This window comes from Phenylobacterium sp. GW823-FHT02A09, from assembly GCF_058797775.1.
This window is the reverse complement of record NZ_JBXAJZ010000001.1, coordinates 1,194,479-1,214,824: the sequence shown is the minus strand read 5'-3', so window position 1 is coordinate 1,214,824 and position 20,346 is coordinate 1,194,479. Positions and strand designations below refer to the sequence as shown.

Annotated in this window: 21 protein-coding genes; 17 read left to right on the top strand and 4 right to left on the bottom strand. The window is 64.6% G+C overall.

Features of this window, described 5'->3' with window-relative positions:
* Positions 1–37: 37 nt before the first annotated feature.
* The 3 genes from AC1Q87_RS06125 to AC1Q87_RS06115 all read right to left on the bottom strand — a co-directional run bounded on the left by AC1Q87_RS06125 (position 38) and on the right by AC1Q87_RS06115 (position 2,791).
* Positions 38–991, bottom strand: coding sequence for a hypothetical protein (locus AC1Q87_RS06125; protein ID WP_492608077.1), 954 nt, complete (start codon positions 989–991; stop codon positions 38–40).
* 119 nt (positions 992–1,110) lie between these two features.
* On the bottom strand, positions 1,111–1,908 hold the full coding sequence (locus tag AC1Q87_RS06120) for an FRG domain-containing protein (RefSeq protein ID WP_492608076.1): 798 nt from the start codon (positions 1,906–1,908) through the stop codon (positions 1,111–1,113).
* Between the two features lie 64 nt (positions 1,909–1,972).
* Positions 1,973–2,791 carry a hypothetical protein gene (locus tag AC1Q87_RS06115; protein ID WP_492608075.1) on the bottom strand — a complete coding sequence of 273 codons (819 nt, stop codon included), beginning with the start codon at positions 2,789–2,791 and terminating at the stop codon, positions 1,973–1,975.
* Between the two features lie 758 nt (positions 2,792–3,549).
* On the opposite strand from AC1Q87_RS06115, the gene AC1Q87_RS06110 reads away from it, so the two are divergent.
* The 7 genes from AC1Q87_RS06110 to AC1Q87_RS06080 all read left to right on the top strand — a co-directional run bounded on the left by AC1Q87_RS06110 (position 3,550) and on the right by AC1Q87_RS06080 (position 6,809).
* The gene (locus AC1Q87_RS06110; RefSeq protein WP_492608074.1) at positions 3,550–3,699 is read left to right on the top strand and encodes a hypothetical protein; all 150 of its coding nucleotides are present in this window, start codon (positions 3,550–3,552) and stop codon (positions 3,697–3,699) included.
* A gap of 354 nt (positions 3,700–4,053) precedes the next feature.
* On the top strand, positions 4,054–4,314 hold the full coding sequence (locus AC1Q87_RS06105) for a hypothetical protein (RefSeq protein WP_492608073.1): 261 nt from the start codon (positions 4,054–4,056) through the stop codon (positions 4,312–4,314).
* A gap of 216 nt (positions 4,315–4,530) precedes the next feature.
* Positions 4,531–4,986, top strand: a complete 456-nt coding sequence (locus AC1Q87_RS06100; protein ID WP_492608072.1) for a hypothetical protein — start codon at positions 4,531–4,533, stop codon at positions 4,984–4,986.
* Complete coding sequence (locus AC1Q87_RS06095; RefSeq protein ID WP_492608071.1) at positions 4,986–5,378, top strand: hypothetical protein; 393 nt, start codon at positions 4,986–4,988, stop codon at positions 5,376–5,378. The genes AC1Q87_RS06100 and AC1Q87_RS06095 overlap by 1 nt, the downstream gene beginning before the upstream one ends.
* Positions 5,378–5,707, top strand: coding sequence for a hypothetical protein (locus AC1Q87_RS06090; RefSeq protein WP_492608070.1), 330 nt, complete (start codon positions 5,378–5,380; stop codon positions 5,705–5,707). The genes AC1Q87_RS06095 and AC1Q87_RS06090 overlap by 1 nt, the downstream gene beginning before the upstream one ends.
* The gene (locus AC1Q87_RS06085) at positions 5,707–6,348 is read left to right on the top strand and encodes a hypothetical protein (RefSeq protein ID WP_492608069.1); all 642 of its coding nucleotides are present in this window, start codon (positions 5,707–5,709) and stop codon (positions 6,346–6,348) included. The genes AC1Q87_RS06090 and AC1Q87_RS06085 overlap by 1 nt, the downstream gene beginning before the upstream one ends.
* Complete coding sequence (locus AC1Q87_RS06080; protein ID WP_492608068.1) at positions 6,339–6,809, top strand: hypothetical protein; 471 nt, start codon at positions 6,339–6,341, stop codon at positions 6,807–6,809. Before AC1Q87_RS06085 ends, AC1Q87_RS06080 begins: the two co-directional genes overlap by 10 nt.
* 267 nt (positions 6,810–7,076) lie before the next feature.
* Here the strand turns inward: AC1Q87_RS06080 and AC1Q87_RS06075 are convergent, their stop codons facing one another.
* The gene (locus AC1Q87_RS06075; protein ID WP_492608067.1) at positions 7,077–7,298 is read right to left on the bottom strand and encodes an ECs_2282 family putative zinc-binding protein; all 222 of its coding nucleotides are present in this window, start codon (positions 7,296–7,298) and stop codon (positions 7,077–7,079) included.
* A gap of 87 nt (positions 7,299–7,385) precedes the next feature.
* Here AC1Q87_RS06075 and AC1Q87_RS06070 point away from each other — a divergent pair, with 87 nt between their 5' ends.
* The 10 genes from AC1Q87_RS06070 to AC1Q87_RS06025 all read left to right on the top strand — a co-directional run bounded on the left by AC1Q87_RS06070 (position 7,386) and on the right by AC1Q87_RS06025 (position 20,343).
* Positions 7,386–7,811 carry a hypothetical protein gene (locus AC1Q87_RS06070; protein ID WP_492608066.1) on the top strand — a complete coding sequence of 142 codons (426 nt, stop codon included), beginning with the start codon at positions 7,386–7,388 and terminating at the stop codon, positions 7,809–7,811.
* Positions 7,808–11,710, top strand: a complete 3,903-nt coding sequence (locus tag AC1Q87_RS06065; RefSeq protein ID WP_492608065.1) for a hypothetical protein — start codon at positions 7,808–7,810, stop codon at positions 11,708–11,710. Before AC1Q87_RS06070 ends, AC1Q87_RS06065 begins: the two co-directional genes overlap by 4 nt.
* A complete protein-coding gene (locus AC1Q87_RS06060) occupies positions 11,707–13,233 on the top strand; it encodes a hypothetical protein (RefSeq protein ID WP_492608064.1) in 1,527 nt (508 codons plus the stop codon). The genes AC1Q87_RS06065 and AC1Q87_RS06060 overlap by 4 nt, the downstream gene beginning before the upstream one ends.
* 1 nt (position 13,234) lies before the next feature.
* Complete coding sequence (locus AC1Q87_RS06055; RefSeq protein WP_492608063.1) at positions 13,235–14,167, top strand: hypothetical protein; 933 nt, start codon at positions 13,235–13,237, stop codon at positions 14,165–14,167.
* The gene (locus tag AC1Q87_RS06050) at positions 14,164–15,123 is read left to right on the top strand and encodes a hypothetical protein (protein WP_492608062.1); all 960 of its coding nucleotides are present in this window, start codon (positions 14,164–14,166) and stop codon (positions 15,121–15,123) included. Before AC1Q87_RS06055 ends, AC1Q87_RS06050 begins: the two co-directional genes overlap by 4 nt.
* Positions 15,123–15,752, top strand: a complete 630-nt coding sequence (locus tag AC1Q87_RS06045; protein WP_492608061.1) for a hypothetical protein — start codon at positions 15,123–15,125, stop codon at positions 15,750–15,752. Before AC1Q87_RS06050 ends, AC1Q87_RS06045 begins: the two co-directional genes overlap by 1 nt.
* Before the next feature lie 87 nt (positions 15,753–15,839).
* Entirely contained in the window at positions 15,840–16,541 is a 702-nt protein-coding gene (locus AC1Q87_RS06040; protein ID WP_492608060.1) for a hypothetical protein, read from the top strand.
* A 12-nt stretch (positions 16,542–16,553) separates the two neighbouring features.
* On the top strand, positions 16,554–19,133 hold the full coding sequence (locus AC1Q87_RS06035; RefSeq protein ID WP_492608059.1) for a hypothetical protein: 2,580 nt from the start codon (positions 16,554–16,556) through the stop codon (positions 19,131–19,133).
* Positions 19,133–19,279, top strand: coding sequence for a hypothetical protein (locus AC1Q87_RS06030; RefSeq protein ID WP_492608058.1), 147 nt, complete (start codon positions 19,133–19,135; stop codon positions 19,277–19,279). Before AC1Q87_RS06035 ends, AC1Q87_RS06030 begins: the two co-directional genes overlap by 1 nt.
* Positions 19,279–20,343: a right-handed parallel beta-helix repeat-containing protein gene (locus AC1Q87_RS06025; protein WP_492608057.1), complete on the top strand. Its 1,065-nt coding sequence runs from the start codon at positions 19,279–19,281 to the stop codon at positions 20,341–20,343. Before AC1Q87_RS06030 ends, AC1Q87_RS06025 begins: the two co-directional genes overlap by 1 nt.
* The last annotated feature ends 3 nt before the right edge of the window (positions 20,344–20,346 follow it).

The window sequence follows — 20,346 nt, the reverse complement described above, 5'->3', positions numbered from 1 at the left end:
GACCGGCGCAGGACGGGCCCCGGAGAGGCGCGAGTGGTCATGCTTGGCTTGTCCGCTTTGCTTGGGTGCGTTTTCGTGGCGGGGGCGCAGCGGGGGCTTGACTGGTAACCTGGGCCAGCAGGGCGGCCGTTAAAGCGAGGTCGTTACCGTCCAAGCTCTTTAGCTGGACATCCGCAGTGGTCTCACCTTTACGCAAGACGAAGTTCCGCTCGACCTTCACAAATTCCATGAGAATTTGCTTTTGCACGTCCTCGAATTTCTCGTGCCCGGCTTGGAAAAGCGCGATCAGCTTCAGGTCGACGTTTGTCAGTTCGTTTTGAAAATACTTAATTTCGGAAAGATTTCGGCGGTAGGTTGAAAGGAAAAACAGAGAGAACGCGTTCGCCGAAAGCGAAAAGGCAACCTTAGCAGCGAACTGTCCCCAGTAGAACATGGGTGAGACGTCGGAGCCTACTTCGATGGGGTTGGTTGGTGGGAAAGCCCAGCGAGCAGTGTCAAGCGTCAACCAGCCGAGGAAGGACAAGCCAAGTGCAGCGGTCAAAGCGCCAACAATGAGGTTTGTATTGGCCTTGTTTCCCTGGTTTTTTATCTCTTCAGACAAGCGGGCACAGACAGACGCCGCAACTCTCTCATAGGTGGGCATTTCTCGTGGGAGAACGATGGCGTTTAATCGGTCGACCTCAGTTGCCGGTACCTGCTGGCTAAGGGGGGTTGGGCCAAACTCCAGAAGTAGCTGCAGAGTGTATCCGATTGCGGATAAAAGGCCCCCAAGCATGAAGGAAGCGATGAACAAGTAAATGGCTGGAGGCATGCCATTTTTAACAAATAAGCTGTCAAATAGTGGCGACAGCCATAGGGCCATTAGGGCGACTAAAAATGCGGTCGCGCTCATGAATGCTCTAGTGATGTAGAATCTACGTCGCGAATCCCGGTCTTCTGGGACTTTCAGCGCCAGTTTGCCAATGCGCGCCGCCATTTCAACTGAAGACATCAGGCCCCCCTGTGGTGTCTATCTTGGGGTGCACCTATAGCGGTGGGGCGAGAGAGTCACAACGATCGCGGTATGATCCGACCCGGCTATCTCTACGTGCCGCGCCGGGACGCAATGGCTCAATAGCGGTGCCCGCCGCTGTAATTCTGAAGGTTCGCCATGTCAGCTATACGCTCGCCGATCCCTTGCAGGCCGGGGTAAACGAGAGAGCTATCCACTCGAAGTTCAAGTAATTGGGACAGTATCTGCTGGCGAGAGTTTGCCCGTATTATGACTTTCCCAAACGCACCAACCTCATCGTCCCGATGCGTGCCTTTGCCCGGTTCTGACACTCTTAGAGTGCGCTGGTCCAGCGGCGTGAAGGATTCGTCGATATCTCCGAAGCGCTGCAGCGTAAAAACGCTCTTCTGAGTGCGTACTCGCTCGTCGATTACCGGCGGAAGCAACCATGTTATCCTGCGGGACCAAGGAAGCTCGATATCCCGAGTTCCGTGATTCAATCCGCTAAGGGGCTTTATATAGAAAAAGGCGCAGTCAGTTTCAGGGCTTCCGCCGCGCACCGCGAAGTACAGGGCAATGAACGGGTCAAGCGTCCAGTCCAGCAGCTGTGTCGGAACGCCGTAATGCTGAGCAATTATGCGGTCGAGTAGCGGTCCACGGGGGAAGTTTGGGAGCAGCAGGGCACCTCTGTCAAAGAAGGCCTCGAGCATCTGTTTTTCAGCGGCCAGATACCGCTCGGACACCGAATAGACGTCGCTGTAGAGGCGCACCTCCCGTCGATAGAGCCCCGGCGTTAGGCCCCAATCAGCGTCAGTTTGGCCGCGGAATAGATTGTCCGAACCTAAGGCGCCGACTTTCGAGAGATAGGCAATGAGGTCCCAAAGTTCCCACCCATCCATCCACTCTAGTACTTCCACTGCCCCTCCGAAACGATCGGTGATCCAAGCCCTGCGCGAACATGTGTCTCTATCAGCGTTCGGCTTAAGGCAGCCTTCCTATCCAGCTCTTCGCCGCAGCCATACCTTCACCTCCCTCGAAGTGTAGGGCGACCGTCCCTGGCTCCCGGAAGGCAACTGTGAAGCCAGTATCGGCGTACGTCGCACTCGCGATTTTCATCAGAATCAGTCGCGCGTGCGGCTCGGGAGGGTCTGGAAAGATCGCCTGGAATGCCGCTGGGGGATTGGAGATGGGTAAGCCCCGTCGGACCTCCTTCTGCGCACGGTATGCAATCTGATCGGCCATTTCGAGCGTCTCTAGGCCGACGGATTTGTCTGTGAACGCAAAAACGATCTGCCTCTTAGACCCTTCCGCCAGGCTGGTTGGTTCCTCGATCGAAAACGAGAGGCCGGGGAAGGTTTCGATGATCTGCGGCGACAGACGATCGGACGTCTCGAACACGATGGCTAGGTCGTCAGGCAATTTTGGCAATTGCGACACGTGATCAATCACCTCTTCGACGAGGAAGCCGCGCATAGCCTTCAGGGCGTCCACTCCGGGAAGGAGCAATGGTGGTGCCTCACAGATGTAGGTGAAGCGGCGAAGCCTTGAGGCGCGGAAAAAGTCCGAAATGGCGCGCTGTTGTTCATCTGTCAGAACGTCGCGGGACGCGTGCAGACGAGTTTCCTCGCCGCCGAAATGCTGCGCCTTCATACGTCTCCATGCGCGGACCGCGCGGATGATCTCAGGGCCATATCCGGCTACGCCTGCAAAGCCGAAGATCGCGTGGCCTTTCCAAGTTTCGAGGCCGGTTTCATCGACGTAAATCCGGTAGGATCTCCCGGTGATGTGGTCGTCAGTCACCGGCAAGTTCTTCAGCCGGGCGCGGGCGCTGGGTTTGTTAGGCGGCAAGTCCATTGATGTCCCTACGCGGCGGTCTAGAACTCGATCTTATCCTTGGGTTTCTGCGCAAATCAGCTATCTATTCGGCTAAGGTCGCTTCGCGCGCCCGGACGCAGCCCCGCCACCAGGTCGGGGCTTTTCTATTTCTCCGACCATGTACTGCGCTACGGCAGCGGCTGGCTTGGAGTTCAAGAGTCCGACGACCGTTGGAGATCCGAGGGCGATCGCGGCGATGCAAAAGAGCGTCCAAACCAGTTTCCGCCCCTCGCGGAGAATGGCCGCAGCATCGTAAATGACCGTCGTCTCGATAGTCGATGTCGATGTGCTCAGCGGAGCGTTGGAAGGTCTGCGCTTCATGCACTCACCTTCCTGTCACGACCTGGCCAGTGGCGAGTTTCCATGCCGCGCAGGCTAGGCTGGCTGGTGGCATCGCAGGGGGTCGTTTCGGTCGCCATTGACCGACCGTGCCCGCCGAAGGGACACAGAAGGTTAAGCTGCGTTGACCTTGGTGAATCCCAATGCCGTCGCTACCTTGCCGTGTTCATGCAGGGGAGGGCGATATGCGAGTCTTGGTGTTAGCGAGCTTGGGAATAGCGCTAGCAGGTTGCGCGACGACGGCGACTCCGGGTGCCGACGCGGTGAAGATCACGTCGGCTCAGGACGCCGCGAACGGATGCCGCGCACTGGGACCAGTGAGCGTTACCGCACACTCTATGCCGGTGAACATCACTCGCGAAAACGCCATCTCGAAGGCGCGAAACCAAGTCGTCGAGATGGGGGGTAATCTGTTGATCTCGTCGGGGCCGCAAGTGACCATGCCGGGACCGGTGGCGACGGTGAACGGCGACGCCTACGCCTGCGCCGGCTAACGCAGTTTCCTAAGGCCCATGCTGACCAACACGTCAGCCACCAAATAGCGGATAGCCTCAGGCCGCGACGGCTTGGGGGCCGGCTGCTCTGAAATCCAACGATCAAGGTCTGCAAGGAGGTCCGGTTCGATGCGAACCATGACTCCCTCCTTGCGGCCCCCGCTAGAGGGGCGGCCTCGCTTTTTTGGGATATCCGATATTGACGACGTCATGAATAAGGGATATCCCTAAAGGCAGGCTGAAGCAAGGCGGCAACCTCGCTCCAGCCCTAACCGCAACCGATCCGTTGGAGATCAGGTCTTGGCTAAGAGCGCTACTACGCGCGCCGCTCGGCGTGAGCAACTTCGCAACATCATGAACCTGGCGTGGAGCCTGTTCCGCGCTGAAGAAAAGGGACCGAACCCGCGCACCTTCGCGGACGCCCTGGCCGGCGCGTGGCGCTGGACCAAGCGTCAGGCCGAAGCCGTGCAACCCCGTTGGGCGACCACACGCGGCGCCCGTCACGTCAGTTTCGGCTCGATGGTGGCCAGCCCGATCCGCCGCACCTCGCGCGGCCCCTATGCCGGTGTGAACGCCGCCCGCCAGGGCTACGCCACCTCGGCCTTCGGCCGATAGGGGGCGACGATGGTCAGAGAGCTACCGTCTCGTCGCGCACTGGTTCTGGCCACGCTCGCTGGCGTACCGCTGGCGGCCTCGGGCGCAGCCGCCGCTATTGAGCCACACCCTGACGCAGAACTCATTGAGATCGGCCGACAATGGGCGGCGACGCGGAAGCGTTACGCGAGGGTGTCCGCCCGCTACCACAAGGCAAAAGCGGAGTACGATAGTCGCATGCCTCCGCTGCCCGAAGTGGCGCGCATACAGCACATGGAGTGGGCGTTCATGCCCGTTCCGCAGGAGGGGCAGAGATACTACACGTCCGTGCCGAAGCTGCAGGCGTCGTTGGCGCAACTGTTGGCGGCGCCGTACTCATCGCCCCCTCGGCAAGCTCAGTGCGTAGGGCGCATTCAGGAGGTCATCGCAGCCCTCAATGAGCACGAGGCCGCCAAAACGCGACTGAGCGTCGAGACCGGCCTCGCAGACCTGATCGATCGCTGTGACCAACTCACCTGCGACGAGGGCGAACTGGAGGATCGCGCCTACGCGTTGAGCGCCTCGACGCCTGAAGGAATTGCGGTGAAGGCGAAAATAATGTGGGAGAGCACGCTTCGGTACGTTCTGGCGAAGGATGTGACCGTTCGCGACGGCTTTCTGTCCATCATGTCCGACTTGGGGGTGAAGGTCTGATGGCTCTTCTCGCCCAGGAAATCCCGCCAGTCGTCTCCCGCCGGCAACGCCTTGAAGCCGCGATAGAGCGGGCTATCGCCTACCTCGACGCGCTGGACGGCGACACCGACCTCGAACAGGAGTGCGAGGACGAAGGCGCCCAATGCGATGACGAGGGCGTCAGCGGCTACGATGACCCTGACCGTGAACCGTCGCTGGCGGCTCCCGAGGTCTTCGATCAACGCCTGTGGTCAAACCACCTCGATCCGGCGCGCATCCACCTCGTCGATGGCGAGGACGACGATGAAAGCGAGGACGATCTTCGAACGCGGGAGGACGTGATCAAGGCGCAGCAGCGCGCCTACCCAAGTTGGCAAAACGTCGGCGAGTTTATTCCGGTGAGGGCGCTCTGATGTCTCTCTTCACCACGCGCCGGGCGCTGTTCGGCAAAGCCCTAACCGCCACCTCGGCTGCTGCTGTCGCCTCGCTCCCAACTGCAGCGCTGGCGGCCATCACTGAGGACCGGGCGCAAGCCTTCCTGCGGATCATGAGCACCGCTCATCCGCAAGGCAGAGCCGCGGCGCTACACGCCCTCGCGGCGGGCTGGGACCCGAACGACCTCAAGGCGATCCGCTCGCCCGGCGGTCTATTCACTGGAGAGGAACTGATCCTCTCCTTCAACAGCAACAAGACGGACACGGCCTGCGCCTTCAATGCGCGCGGCGCGTGCGGGAAATGGTAATGGCCGCCAAGAGCGCCGGGGCGGTCGAACTGCCCCAAATGAACATCGCCACCATTCGCATCCCGATCATCGGGGATAGCGGCCTGATCTGCCACGCTTGGTCGGCCAAGGCCCGCAAGGCCATGCTCGACAAGCAGATGAAGAAGGCCAGCACGGGAAAGGTCGCCAAGGACCCCTGGATGGACTTCTGCGAAACCCTCTACTGGCTCGACGGAATGCCCGAACGGCCGACTGAGCAGAACATCGAGGAGGGCCGGTTCGGCTTCCCGTCGGTGGCCTTCAAGAACGCGGCCGTGACGGCGGTCACCAGCACGGGCGGCATGACGAAGGTGCAAGCCCGCCAGTGCTTCCACATCATGGGGGAGTACGTCGAAATCCTCGGCCCGCCGCCCTCGATGCGGGAGGATATGGTCCGGGTCGGCATGGGGACGGCGGACATTCGGCACCGCGCCGAGTTCGGTTCTTGGGGCGCGATCCTGACCGTGCAGCACAACGCCAACGTCCTGTCGGCCGAACAGGTCGCAGGGCTCTTCGAGGCCGGCGGCTTCGGCGTCGGGATCGGCGACTGGCGCCCCGAAAAGGACGGCGTCAGCGGCCGGTTCCACGTCGCCAAGGACGGGGAGGCGATCCCTTGCCGGTGAGATACGCCTGGAGCCCTGGAACCCGCTACAGCGGCGACGCGCAGAAGGTCGGAACGGAGATCGAGCGCATTCGCAAGGCGTCGGCTGGCCGGCTTGAGCCGGAAGCCGTCGTCGAGCACGCGCGCAGCCACAACTCGGTCCTGCATGGCTACTTCGAGTGGGACGACGAGAAGGCGGCGGGACAGTACCGACTGAGCCAAGCGGGCGACCTGATCCGCGCGGTGCAGGTCGATATCCAACAGCCCGGCAAGCTTGAGCCGAAGCCTATACGGGCTTTCGTCTCGGTCATGCAGGGCGGCGGCCGAAGCTATACCAGCACGATCCACGCGCTGAACGACGAGCATCTTCGCGCCCAGGTGCTAGCGGCAGCCTGGGCTGAAATGCTGGCGCTACGGCGAAAGTATGAGCACCTCGAGGAACTTGGCCTCATCTTCGCGGCCATGGACGAGGCTCGACCTTAAGGCGAGGCCTGAACCTTCGGGTTCGAAACACGGCAGGCATGGCTCTGCATGGCGAGGCGTGGCGCGGCGAGGTCTGGCGTGGCTTGTTGAGGCAGGCAAGGCGGGCCTTGGCGAGGCGTGGTTAGGCGAGCCTAGGCGCGGCAGGCTAGGCAAGCCGCGGCGAGGCGCGGCGGGTCGCGCTCTGGCAACGCTGGTCTAAGAGGGGCGGTCCAAGGGCCGCCCTTCGCACTTCTGGAGGGGCGGATGATCGACGTTGAGCGCCTCCAGCTACGTCTTCCAACCACCTTTCTTGAAGGCGGCCTTGGTGTCTCGCAGGATCTTGGCCTTAACGTCAGCGATTGCCTTCGCTTTGATATCTCCGAACCGGCCGAACTCCTCCCCGCAGTCCTTGCACGAAGCGATGGAGTCGTCGGTGTAGTCGTCGGGCAGCGAGAGGACGGTTCCTCCGCACTTCAAGCATTTGAACTTGATCTCGATCTTATCGGACATCTGAGCCCCCTCTGAGTTGGCGCAGCCGAACACGGCTCGACGAACGAGTCACCCTGAACACAACTGAAACGACAGGCGGAGCAGCACATGAAGGGGTTTGCTCAGTCCGTCGCCCAATGGGCCGCGAAGACGGAAGAACGTCTCGACCAGGTAGTGGTCGAAACCGTCAAAGGTGTCGCTGAACGGGTGATCGACTACTCGCCGGTGGACACGGGCAAGTTCCGTTCAAACTGGCAGCTGGGCGTCGACGGCCCGGTCTACGCAACGCTCGAACAAACCAACCTGACGACCGTCAACGGCCTGGACGCGATACCGCCGAACGCTGCCGGCCACCGCTACTTCATATCGAACTCGCTGCCCTACGCCCGGCGCCTTGAGTACGGCTTCTCGGGTCCTGACAGCCTGGGCCGCGTCTACAACCAGCCGCCGATGGCGATCCTGGCACTCATCCCGAACGAGTTCGAAGCAATTACCCGCGCCGCCACGGTCCGCGTGAAAGGAGGCATTCGATGATCGACGTCTCCACCCTGGCGCTAGAGGTCGATGCGCGCCCGGTCTCGAAGGCCAAGCTAGAGCTTCAGAGCTTCACCGCAGAGGCCGAGCGGGCCGAGAAGGCCGCACAGAAACTGTCCGCAACGCAGCGCGCTGGGATTGGCGCACAGCCCCAGATGAGCGGAGCGGCGAAGTCGGCCACTGACTATCTGTCGAAGCTGGGCGCGGTGGAGAAGGCGACATACGCCGCGGCGGCATCCGCGGTGCGTGCCGCAGAACTCGAAGTCGCCGCCTGGGGGAAAATCGAAGCGGCGCTGGAGCGTAGGAACGCCGCCTACCGCAGTGACATCGCAGCGCAAACGATGAAAGAGGCCGAGCGCTCGGCGAACGCTGAGGCCGCCGCCTTGGCGAAGACGGCGTTGGCTATGGAAAAGGCGCACGCCGCCATGGAGCGCAGAAATGCTGCGCTCCGGGGGGATCAAGCTCTGGCGGCTATGAAGGCAGAGGCCGCCGCCGTGACCTCGCTAGAGGCCCGGATCGACAAGCTGATGAACAGCATCGATCCGACCCGCGCCGCCCAGGCCCGTTTGAACGCCGAGATGCAAGAGGCGTCAGCGCTCTACAAGGCGGGGGCGATCAGCGGCTCCGATTACGCCAAGGCGGTCGCGGTGCTTGATCAGCGCCTAGACGACGCTGCCAGGGGGCACGACGCCTTCAGCCGGGCGCAAGGCCGGGTGGCTGGATCGAGCGGCGCGGTCGCCCGTGCCGGTCTCAATATGAGCAGGCAATTCACTGATATCGGTGTGCAAATCGCCGGGCAGACGCCGCTCTATCTCGTCCTGGCCCAACAGCTGCCGCAGATTGCCGACGGCTTCGCTCAGGCGAAGATGGAGGGCGCCGGGTTCGGTGCCGTCATGGCGGGGATCGGGAAGGCGACCGCGCCGTTGGCCCCGCTCGTCATCACTGTTGGAGCAGTCGCGGCGGGCTTCGCGCTCCTGCATCGCGAGCTTTCGAAGGGCTATCCCGACGACATCACCGACGGCTTGAACCTCACGGCCGAGCAGTTGGAGCGCGTTGAAGATCGCACCGTCACGATGGGCGACACCTTCATGGCGACCCTCGACGTCATGGGGAAGTACCTCTCCATGGGGCCGCTCGGCGACGCGATCGACGACCTCAACACCCGCTGGAACGCTTGGCTCGACGACCTGACGGTGAACACCGCGCGTGAGGTCTCGCTGATCGTGGGCGTCTTCATGGGCGCCTACAACGTCATCGTCGCGAACTGGCAGAGCTTCCCGGCGGTGATGAAGGACCTCTTCGCCATGGCGGTGAACGCCATGTTGGATGAGGTGCAGCGCATCCTTAACGGCTGGATCTGGTCGTTCAACGAGATGAAGAAGGCCGCAGCTTTACTGATGCCGTCGCTCTTCTCGGTGCCCGACATCCCGTTCGCCGACCTCAGCCGCTTCAAGGCTGACGTGTCCAGCGCGGCCGAGTTTATGGGCAAAGCCATCCAGGCCAATATCACGGCAGAGGCCGAGAAGGCGGCCGCTGCCATGGGGCGGATCGGAAAGGAAATTGGGGCTGGTGCGGTCGGCTACGCTCAGGCCGACGCCCTGAAGAAGGCGAAGGAGCCGAACAAGACCTCCGCGGGCTCGAAGGGGCCGGCTGACCGCAGCAACGAAGAGCTGTTGCGCCTAGAACAGGCGTTGGCGTCGGCTCGCGCGGACGAACTGCAGGCTCAGTTGGCGTTGGTTGAGGACGCGCGCGCACGGGCCAATCTGGAAAAAGAAATCCTCGACATCCAGCTTCAGGAACGTCGCGCCGAACTTGCACAACAGGCGGCGAAGGTTCAGCGCGACGTCGACTCCCGGCGGATCACGACTGCGACCGGCGAGCTGATGCTGTTGGAGTTGGCTGCAGTCGAATTGAGCGCCAACCGCGTTTCCGCCCTCAAGGCTGAACTGATCGAGCGAGACGCAACGCGGCAGATCACGCGCGACAACTACGCTCGCCAGGCCGGCGCAGTCGAAGACGAAATGCGCGTCCTTCAAAGCCAGCGCGACTTGGCGAAGTACGCCTTCCAGCGCCGCGCCATAGAGATCGAACTGCTCAAGAAGGCTCAGCATCTGGAGAAGCTGAAGCTTCAAGAGATCATCGCCGTTAGCCCGATCGGCTCGGTTGCGCGTGACCGGGCTGAGGCCGAAGAAGCCCTCCTTGATCTGATCCACGGCAACCAGATGAAGAAGGCCGTCGGTACGGCCGAAGATGCCTTCAACAATGTCGCCGGTGCGCTGGGGCAGGCGGCGGACGCCTTCCGCGAACAGGATTGGAAGAAGCTTGTCGACTCGCTGATCGAGGCCTTCGGAACACTCAAGGCGGAGTTCGAGAAGGCAGGAAACACGGCCGGAAAGATCGGCGCCGCGTCCGCGGTAGCCAGCATCGCCGGGCAGGCGGTCGGGGGCAAGGCGGGCGGTGCGCTCTCTGGCGCGGCGTCGGGCGCTATGGCCGGAATGCAAATCGGGTCGATGATCCCAGGCATCGGAACCGCGGTCGGGGCGGCGGTGGGCGCCGTCGTTGGCGGGATCGGTGGCTGGCTTTCCGGCGGGAAGGCCGAGAAAGCCGCCAAGAACGCCGAAGCCCTGAAGCGCGCTGAGGAAGAACTGGCCCGCGTCCGGGAAGTGGCTGCGAAGCGCCGCGACCTGGAAATCCGTCTGATGGAGGCGTCGGGCGACGCTGCCGGTGCGCTCGCTGCTCGCCGCCAGGAAGAGCTCAACGCGATGGACGCCTCGCTTCGGGCACTGCAAGAGCAGGTCTGGGCGGCCGAAGACTTGGCCGAGCAGCGCCAGAAGGCTGTCGACGCCGCTCAGCGCGCGGTGGACGACGCACGTTCGCGCCTGACCGACGCCTACAACGCTGAATCTTCGGCCCTTCAGGACACGATCGACAAGTTCTCGGCCTTCGCCGACAGCCTGAAGAAGTTCCGCGACAGCCTCTATAGCGGCCCGGCGGCCATGCTCTCGCCGGAAGAGCAGTATCGCGCGACCCGGGCGGCCTTTGATCGTACCGCCGCGCTGGCCGCGGCGGGCGACGAGGGCGCGATCCGCGATCTGGAGAGCGTCTCTCAGGCCTATCTGGACGCGTCCAAGGCCTACTACGCTTCGTCGGAGGCCTACTTCGCTGACTTGGAGCGGGTGCGGACAGCGGTGACGGCGACGCAGGCCTACGCCGCCAGTCAGGTCGATGTCGGCCAGCAGCAGCTGAACGCGCTCAACGCGTCGGTGTCGGGGATCCTCGACGTCAACGCGAGCGTGCTCAGCGTTCGTGACGCCCTGGCCGCTTATCAGGCCGCAGTCGTGGCGCTCGCCCAGGCGCAGGCAGCGAACACGCCGGCCGCAAATGATAACGGCGCGGTGCGCGGCGAAGACTGGGGCTCCTACGTCAGCCATTACGGCGATGTGGCGGCCGAGTACCTGCGCAACGTGGGTTCGGAGAAGGGCCGGGCCTATCTGGCTCAACTCGGGATCGGCTCTGTCGAGCAGTTCGGCGCCTGGCACTACGCCACCTCGGGCAAGAACGAGGGGCGCACCCCCTACGCAGACGGCGGCGTCTTCACCAATGGCATCGTCAGCCAGCCGACCAGCTTCCACAACTCGGTTATGGGCGAGGCAGGGCCGGAGGCGATCATGCCGCTGGTCCGCACCTCCGATGGGCTGGGGGTCCGCTCGACCGGTGGCGATCAGGCCGAAGTCGTCAGCGAACTCAAAGCGCTGCGGTCCGAACTTGCCGAAGTGAAGAAGACCCTCAAAGCCGCAAACGATCAGCGCAGCCTGGCTTCGACCGCCGTGGTGGGCAAGCTCGACGAGGTGGTGGGCGAAACCGCGCGGCTGCGTAAGTCCAAGAGGAACGCCGCGTGATCCTGGTCGAACTGACGGCCGCGGTCGACGAGTACGGCACCCTTCGCACCTTCTACCTCGGGACCAGCGGCTTCACGACGACGCCGGCCGATTCCCCGCCCAACACACCGTTCGAACCGCGACTGGACTCCGCAGGGGACCTGGAAATCTGGGCCTTCTCGCAGGGCGCGACGAGCGGATCGTCGGGCTTCGAGGCGGGTGAGATCGTCATCGTCAACAACGACGGCGGCTATGACGACTGGATCGGCTACAGCTTCGATGGCCGTCCCTGCGTGATCCGGTCCGGTAGTGGCGGTGCATATCCCGGCGCCTTCCCGGTCATCCTGCGCGGCACCATCGAGTCCGTGACGGCCAGCGAGACGCGGGTGACCGTCAAGATCCGCGACGCCGGCTTCGCCTTCGTGCGGCCGGTTCTGACCGTCCAGTTCCTGGGCACGAACGTGGGGCCGGTCGGCCTCGAAGGGACGGCCGACGACCTGAAAGGCCGCGTCAAGCCAAGGGTTTACGGGAAGGTCTTCAACGTCGCACCGCCTTGCGTGAACACGTCCAAGCTGACCTACCAGCTGAGCGACCGCGCACTTCAGTCAATCTCGGCTGTCTACGACCAAGGCGTGGCGCTGACGGCCGGCACAAACTACGCCGACGCAGCAGCGCTGACCGCGGCGACCGTGGGTGCGGGGACGTTCGCGACCTGCCGCGCCGCCGGGCTGTTCCGGCTCGGATCGGCGCCGGCCGGCATGGTGACAGCGGATGCCGCCGAGGGCGCGGAAGACGGGGCTAGGACCGTCGCCGCGGTGCTCCAGCGTCTCGCAGCGGACGCCGGCCTGGCCGCGGACGCGATCGATCCGCTGGACGTGAGCGAGGTCAACGCCCTGGCTCCGGCCGTTGTGGGGCTCTATCTCGACGACGAGACCAGCTTCCGCGACGCGATGGACATGGTCGCCGCCAGCGTTGCGGCGTGGTGGGGCTTCGATGCGAGCGGGCTGCTGCGCATGGGCCTCCTGGATGTGCCGGCCAACTCGATCGAGTTCGAGGTCATTGAAGCCGACGTACTGAAGGGCTTTGAGCGGGAGACCCCCGACGGCAACGGCATTCCGGCCTGGCGGGTGAACGTCCGCCATACGCGGTTCTGGGCGACGCAGCAGCCAGCGGAGATCGCCGGTTCTGTCTCGGCGGATCGGCGCGCGGCGCTGGGCCAGGAGTACCGGTCAGTGTCCGCGGAGGACCCGGACATCAAGCACCAGTACGCGCAGGCTCGCGAGTTGACGGTGGATACGCTGCTGACGGAGGCCGCGGACGCCCAAGCCCTGGCTGACCGTCTACTGGCGATCCACCGCGTGCAGCGAAGCCTGTTTCCGACGCCGATCACGAGCGACCTCTTCGCGTCCCTGGGGGCGAGGCTGATGTCGACGGGCCGCTTGACCCATCGGCGGTTCGGCCTGGCGGCCGGCAAGCCGCTCCGGGCGCTCGGCTACACCCTCGACCTCGACCGCAGCCGGGTCGTTCTCCAACTGTGGGGCTGACGTGACGCTTCTGCTTCTGCTCCCGCCGGCCCGCCCTGCGGCGCCCGTCGTCGAGGTCGTCAGCCCCGAGCTCGATGATCACGTCTTCATCGCCTACAACAACCTGATCGACACCGCTCAGCTGTCCGGCGGCGCATGGCTGGAAGCCCTGCCGCTGAACAACCTGAAGAACCGGGTCCTTGCCCGGGTCGCCCGCTCGGCCAACTCGCTTCCGGCCTCGACGTGGTTCGACATGGACCTCGGCCCTGACCGGATCTGGCGCATCCTCGTCTTGCAGGACCACAACGCCAGCGTCTCGGCGCGATATCGCGTGCGGGCAGGGGACGACCCGACGTTCGCGACCGTCGGCCATGACAGCGGTTGGCTCGACATCTGGCCCGGCATCTACAGCTCCGAAGAGCTCGACTGGGACCAGACCAACTGGTGGGAGGGCACCTACTCGAAGGACGAGCGCGCCGGGTACATCTGGACCCTGTTCCACAAGCTCTCGGAGGCGGTGAACTTCCGATACGTGCGGGTCGAGATTGACGATCAGGTCAACGAGGCCAGCGCCTTCCAGTTCGGACGGGTCGTCATCGCCAACGGCTACTCGCCGAGCCTGAACATGGTCGTGGGCGCCTCTCTAGGCTGGGAAGATCCTAGCGACGTGGTGTCGGCCTACGGCGGCGCTGAGTACTTCAACGAACTGCCACGATATCGGGTCGCCCGCTTCACTCTGGCGAACCTCGGCGTCGACGAGATGTACAGCCAGGCCTTCGAGATCATCCGCCAGGCGGGGATCACCAAAGAGATCGTCCTGCAGTGGAACCCGGTCGATGCGCGGAACGCCATCCGCCAATCGTTCGTCGGCCGTCTCCGGCAGCTCAACCCGATTGAGCACCCATACCCGCTTCTCACGTCAGTCGCCTTCGAGGCCAAGGAGCTTACGCGATGACCTCGGTCACCTTTCCCCCTGAAGTCGGCGGCGACGGCTCCACGGTTTCGGACGATGCGAACCCGACGACGGGTCTGCGCAACGGCGGGCATCGAACCCGTTTCGTCGCGGCTCTCGTGCAGATGGTCGCCATCGCTCAGAACGTGGTCGCAAACGCCCAGGCCGCGGCGGCAAGCGCGCTGACCGCGCTGAACGCGCCCGGCACCACGGCCACGAGCACCACGCCGCAGACCTGGAACGGCGGATCGGTCGGGTCTGACTTCACTTGGACTATCCAGACCGGCAAGACAATCGTCGCCGGCATGGACTTCAAGGCGGCGCGGACTTCCGCTGCTGCGGCGCAGGCCATCTATGGCGCAGTGAAGTCCTACAACCCAACCAGCGGTCAGCTCGTGCTGACCGCAACGTCGGTCGTCGGGTCGGGTAGCGCCATCGCCGACTGGACCCTTTCGCTCACTCAGGCCGCCGGCATCCCGACCAGCCGGACGATCACCGGCGGCGGGCTCGCAGCGGGTAGCGGCGGCGACCTCTCGGCAAACCGCACGATCACGGTCACGAAGGCCACGGCTGGTCAGGTTGCAGCCGGCACAGCCGATGACGTCGCGGCCACGCCCAAGGGTCTGAAAGACAGCCTCGTCCCGGTTGATCTCGTCGATCAAGCGACAATCGCCTGGGACATGAGCCTGAAGGAAACCGCGAAGGTGGTGATGACGGCGAGCCGACTGCTGGGCAAGCCGACCAACTACAAGCGGGGCGAGACGAAGTACCTTGAGGTCTGGATGGACGCCGTCGGCGGCTGGGTCCTCACCACGCATGCGTGCTTCGAGCCGGGTGGGCAGCCGCCCGTCGTCGTCTCGACGGGTGCGAACAAGATGACGCTCCTGTCGGTCTACTGCTTCGATGACAGCCCGACGAACCCGCGCTTCCGCTACGGCTACAGCCTGGACGCCACCTGATGCGGCCGTCGATGTTCATGGGAGCGGGGGGGCTGCCGCCTGCGGAGTTCGTCGGCTCCCTCATTGGTGAGGTGATCGGGACGGCAACGGTTGGGCTGGGCCTTATCTCCGGACTGCGCGCCGGTGACTATGTCCTCATGTTCGCCTGCACCAACAGCGGCTCGCCCCAACCCGATATTGCTGGTTGGGACCGGGAAAACCACACCTGGGGCGCCGGCTATACGACAACCACCTATCGTCGGCGGATCACCTCGCCAGCCTCCTTCGTGGTGTCGGGCTGGGCGGTGCCGACGACACTCATGATCGTCGCCTATCGAGGCGCTACGCGGTCGGCTAGGCGGTCCATCGGGGGCGGGTCGAGCCTCAGCACCAGCCTGACCCTCGCCGGAGTCACGCGGCAGCCAGACTGCGTGGGCCTGATGTCGGCGATAAGCGATCGGCAGGCTGGGCTGGACAACTTCACGGTGTCGAGCGGTTGGACGCGTCGCGTCATTAGCACCGTCGGCAACTTCCGCATGTCAGCGGCGGATGTCCTGCCCCGGTTGAACTACGTGGACGGCACAAGTCTCACCTGGGGCTCGCTCGGCGGAAACTACGTCGGCGGCCAACTCTACGAGCTGCTCCGCTAGCAGCGCCCACTCACAACGACACGCGCAAGCGCCGAGCCTCCAGGCCGGTGAGCGCTCCCCCTTTGCCCAGCTTAAGAGGTCTGGCCCATGGCCGATGATGTGAACACGGACGTCGGCGTGATCGCGGCCGACGAGATCGGCGGCGTGAAGTTCCAGCGGATCAAGATCACTTGGGGCGTCGATGGCGCCTGGATCGACACGTCGCTCACCGATCCGTTCCCGGTCCAGATTGCGAAGCCGCTGCCGGTCGGCGCGAACACGATCGGCAAGGTTGATGTCACCAGCCTGCCGAAGGGGCGCGCCGCGGGGGGCAACTCCACCTCAGTCACCACGGCGATCGATGAGCTGAAGGTGACCGAGGTCACGGTGACCACGGACACCAACGCTTACGCGGCTGGTGACCTACTGGCGGACACTCAGGCCGTGCTCGCGTGCATGAAGGCCGATGATGCTCCGGGCATGCTGCAATCGGTCACTGTGCTGGACGAGAGCGACCAGGGCGCCGCCTTCACGATCTACTTCCTCGACCAGGGCGTGACGTTCGGGACCGAAAACGCCGCTCCCACAATCTCCGACGCCAACGCCCGGGCGATCCTCGGCTTCGTCTCGATTGATGCTGCTGACTACAAGGACATCGGCGGCTGCCGGGTGGCCTGCAAAACCGGCATCGGCCTGATGCTCAAGCCGCAGCCCCTCTCCGACGATATCTGGATCGCCATCGTCAACGGCGCAGGCACGCCGACCTATGCCGCGGACGCCCTGAAGCTCCGTCTGGGCATCGTCGGCTAAGGGGAGGCATCCATGACCCTGACCCTAGCGCTCCGCTTCGGCGGTGTGAGGCCGCCTGCCTCAAGCACGCCGGCCGACGACACTTTCCCCGACGCCTTCTCGTTCACCGCGGTCACCGACGCTGATCCGTCGACGCTGTACACGAGCAACGAGGTCACGATCAGCGGGATCAATGTCGAGGTCGCCGTAACGGTCACGGGCGGCCAGTACCGCAAGAACGGGGGCTCGTGGACGAGCACTGCAGGCGTCGCCGTCGCTGGCGACAAGTTCGAGGTTCGCGGCACATCCTCGGCCGACTACGAGACCGACGTCAACGTGGTCCTGAATGTCGGCTCCGGCTCAGGGGCCTTCACGATCACGACCGAGGAAAGCCCGGCGGGCCCGGTCTCGGCGATCCAGTCGCTGACGATCATGAACGCGACCCCGCTGGACGCCACGGGCGACTATGGCGACGCGACCGCGCGAACCGGCGTCGACGGCAACGGCTGGGTCGGTGTCATCACCGTCCCCTATCTGGTCGCTCAGACCTTCGACCCCAGCAAGATCGTCCACGAGGTCCGCGACCCAGGCTACGACGCCACCGGCTCGACGACCGTCACCCGCAACATCCGCGGCACCGTGATCCTGCGCCGGCAGTACAACGCGGCGAGCTCCAAGCAGCAGTCCAACAACGGCGTGACCATGACGGTCTTCTACGCCCTGGAGGATCTGGTTTACGAAGGCAGCACCATCGCCTCGGCGACGGCTGAGGCGGGCTTCTATGGGGCCTCCGCGGCCGGCAGCGTCTCGAACCTGTCGAACAATTCGACCCGGCCGTACTACAAGCCGCTCGCGGCGTGGTTCAACACGCAGCACGAGCGGGCGACCGGCTCTGGATATGCGGTGGAACTCGCCGCGGCGCACGTTCACGGCATGAACGGCCGCATGGTCGCCCGGGTCGAGTTCATCGCCACCGACGGCGCCAGCCACACCGCCGCGACGCAGACCGCCATCGTTCCCAGCCTTTCGGCCCTCCAGACGCAGGGCAACCCGACCGAGGCCTACAAGGCCACAATCCCGCTCACGGCGCTGGACCAAGGCGCGGTCTGCCAGGTCAACGCCAAGGTCTATCCCTGGATCGGTGACGCCTCGGCTGTGCTGGACCTTGCGGTGGATGGCTTCGCTTGGCCGACGGCCAACCCGCAGACCCCCCTGCGCTTCTGGAACGACAAGTCCGGCACGCGCGGCGCCATCGCCTTCGTCCGCGCCGGGGCAGGGGGCACGCCCCAGGTCTCCAAGACGCTGGCGACCGCCCGCGCTAACCCCTACGCGACCATCGGCGCGGCCTTCACCGCGCTCGCGTCGTTCAACGGCGGGAACCACTCGGGCTCAACGATCTACCTCATGGATGACGGGGCGGGCGGGGCCGTGGCGCACACCATCGGCGCCTCGATCTCGACGACGGCCGGGGAATGTTGGACGGATATTCGGGTCGACGCCTCTGCGGCCGGGGCCGTGAGCCTCGATATGGCCGTGGCCCGCAGCATCCCCGACAAGGTCCGCTGGTTCGTCGACATCAACCACACCGCCGGCAACGGCTTCAACGGCAGCGCCACCGCGAACAACCAGATGCTCGCGTTCGGCGGCGGGACGATCACCAGCACCTCGACCGGATCGCTGCACTACCGCGTCGGCCTGAACTACCTGTCGAACGTGACCATCAACGCGACCGGCAACCGGGCGCTGATGGACAGCTTTGCCAACACGCGGACACAGACGGCTCTGGCGCTGGGCGTCATCGCCGAGGGCGCGACCGGCGACGGCTCCATTCGTCTCTACGCCATGATCGGCTGCCGCGTGCGCCGGTTTGCGCTGCAGGAGTTCGTTCCGACCGACCGGCCGACGTCCGACGACCAGGACGGCATGTTCATCATGAACAACTGGTTCCGGCAGATGCAGTCGAGCGGGACGTTCAGCGCTCTGCTCTCCAACCGGACCTGGAGTCGCGGCCTCGCGGTCGTTCAGAACCTGTTCGAGCAGGGCGCCAACCAGACCTGCTTCCGCCTCGGCGGTGACGGCACGACCATGGCCAGCGACAACGTGCTGTTCCTCTACAACACGGCCGTCGGCGGCCGGGTGAACCATGGCTACACCGACGTTGCGGCGGCGGCCGGGGTGATCCGTCGCCTGCGGATGCGGTTCAACCTCTGCAACGACACGTGGAACTGCAAGTCCGACACCTTCACCACCCAGACGACCGTCACCGGCCGGGTCGGGAACTGGGAGCACCTGCACAACGTCGGCAACAAGGGCAACGTCGTCACCGGCGGGTCGGCGAACGCGTCTGTACCGAGCCCGGAAACGTCCTGGCTCGGACCCTGGTGGCCGGCTGAGACCTATAACGTGGGCGCGGCGAACGTCACCTTCACCGACGACAAGTCGCTGCCGATCGGCGCCGGCGCGCTGGGCGGGACCTACAGCCTCACCGGGGCCAGCAACGCGGCCTACTCCGCCGTCGCGGCCAACGACTCCATGCTCGCTTACGACATCGCCGGGAACGCGCGGCGCAACAACGGGACCGGCGCGTCCGGTTGCTACGAGAGGGCTGCCTGATGAAGCCGACGATCGCCTACGTGCGCGCCGCGTGGTCAACCCGCCCCGGCAAGACCTCCAGGGAGTGTGCTGACCCGCGCGCCCACCCGTTTCCGACGTTGGCCGCCGCCTTCGCCGCGCTGGCCGCAAACAAGAGGGCTGCATAATGGATCAGTCGAAGATCGACGCCGCGCGCGAGAAGATCGCTCGGGGTCAGGCCACTCTGAACGAAGGCGTGGCCGATCTGCTGGAGGCGACGGCCCCAGTCGTGGAGGCGCCGAAGGAAGAGCCAAAGCCGGTCGAGCCCAAGCCGCCGATCGTCGGGCCGGTGATGAAGGTCGCCACCCTGGCCGCGCTCACGACGGCGCTGAAGGCGGCGAAGGCCGGCGAGGTCATCGAACTGGCGGCCGGCGAGTACGGCGCCTACAGCCTGAAGGGCGTGGTCGCGGCGGGCGTCACGGTGCGCGCTGCCGGCGCCAAGGTCACGGGGCTGGTGCTGACGGCGTGCGAGGGGATCACCTTCGACGGCCTGTCCGCCGATCTAGCGGCCGGCGGGTCCGTGAAACTCGACGGCTGCAAGAGCATCGGCCTGATCCGGCTGACCTCCCGTAACGCTAAGCTCTACGGCGTGAGCATCCTGCGCAGCCAGGACGTCCGGGTGATCGAGGCCGACATCTCCGACGTGAAGGACGGCGTCCAGGGCGCTAACTCCCGCGGCGTGCTGGTCGAGCGCTGCACGATCCGCCGCTTCCGCGCCGACGGCATCAACATGTGCGGGGTCTCGGACCTGCGGGTGATCAAGAACGACGTCAGCGACTGCATCGCTGACGAGACCGCGCACCCTGACGCGGTACAGCTGCACACCGCCAGCGCCGATGCGCCGGCCGAGAACATCGAGGTCGTGGGAAACCGCTTCTGGCGCGGGACCGGCCGCAAGTTTCAGGGCGCCTTCATCACCGACCAGACCGGCGTGAAGCCCTATCGGAATGTGACCGTCGACGACAATGTCATCGAGGGCGGCATGTACAACGGGATCGCCCTCTCGAACGTCGACGGCTTCAAGGTGACCGGCAACACGGTCCAGCCCTTCAGCGACATGGATAGTCGCATCCAGATCACCGGCTGCCGAAACGGCCTCGTCGAGGGCAACAAAGCCAAGGTGCTTCAGGGCGCAGGGAATGCGGCCCTGAAGCTCGCCGGGAACACTACCCCGGCTGCCATCGCCGCCTAGAGG

Coding starts and splice junctions, on each gene's coding strand:
- AC1Q87_RS06125 (WP_492608077.1), bottom strand. CDS start 991: ATGTCTTCAGTTGAAATGGCGGCGCGCATTGGCAAACTGGCGCTGAAA.
- AC1Q87_RS06105 (WP_492608073.1), top strand. CDS start 4,054: ATGAACCTGGCGTGGAGCCTGTTCCGCGCTGAAGAAAAGGGACCGAAC.
- AC1Q87_RS06100 (WP_492608072.1), top strand. CDS start 4,531: ATGCCTCCGCTGCCCGAAGTGGCGCGCATACAGCACATGGAGTGGGCG.
- AC1Q87_RS06095 (WP_492608071.1), top strand. CDS start 4,986: ATGGCTCTTCTCGCCCAGGAAATCCCGCCAGTCGTCTCCCGCCGGCAA.
- AC1Q87_RS06090 (WP_492608070.1), top strand. CDS start 5,378: ATGTCTCTCTTCACCACGCGCCGGGCGCTGTTCGGCAAAGCCCTAACC.
- AC1Q87_RS06085 (WP_492608069.1), top strand. CDS start 5,707: ATGGCCGCCAAGAGCGCCGGGGCGGTCGAACTGCCCCAAATGAACATC.
- AC1Q87_RS06075 (WP_492608067.1), bottom strand. CDS start 7,298: ATGTCCGATAAGATCGAGATCAAGTTCAAATGCTTGAAGTGCGGAGGA.
- AC1Q87_RS06070 (WP_492608066.1), top strand. CDS start 7,386: ATGAAGGGGTTTGCTCAGTCCGTCGCCCAATGGGCCGCGAAGACGGAA.
- AC1Q87_RS06065 (WP_492608065.1), top strand. CDS start 7,808: ATGATCGACGTCTCCACCCTGGCGCTAGAGGTCGATGCGCGCCCGGTC.
- AC1Q87_RS06050 (WP_492608062.1), top strand. CDS start 14,164: ATGACCTCGGTCACCTTTCCCCCTGAAGTCGGCGGCGACGGCTCCACG.
- AC1Q87_RS06045 (WP_492608061.1), top strand. CDS start 15,123: ATGCGGCCGTCGATGTTCATGGGAGCGGGGGGGCTGCCGCCTGCGGAG.
- AC1Q87_RS06040 (WP_492608060.1), top strand. CDS start 15,840: ATGGCCGATGATGTGAACACGGACGTCGGCGTGATCGCGGCCGACGAG.
- AC1Q87_RS06035 (WP_492608059.1), top strand. CDS start 16,554: ATGACCCTGACCCTAGCGCTCCGCTTCGGCGGTGTGAGGCCGCCTGCC.
- AC1Q87_RS06030 (WP_492608058.1), top strand. CDS start 19,133: ATGAAGCCGACGATCGCCTACGTGCGCGCCGCGTGGTCAACCCGCCCC.
- AC1Q87_RS06025 (WP_492608057.1), top strand. CDS start 19,279: ATGGATCAGTCGAAGATCGACGCCGCGCGCGAGAAGATCGCTCGGGGT.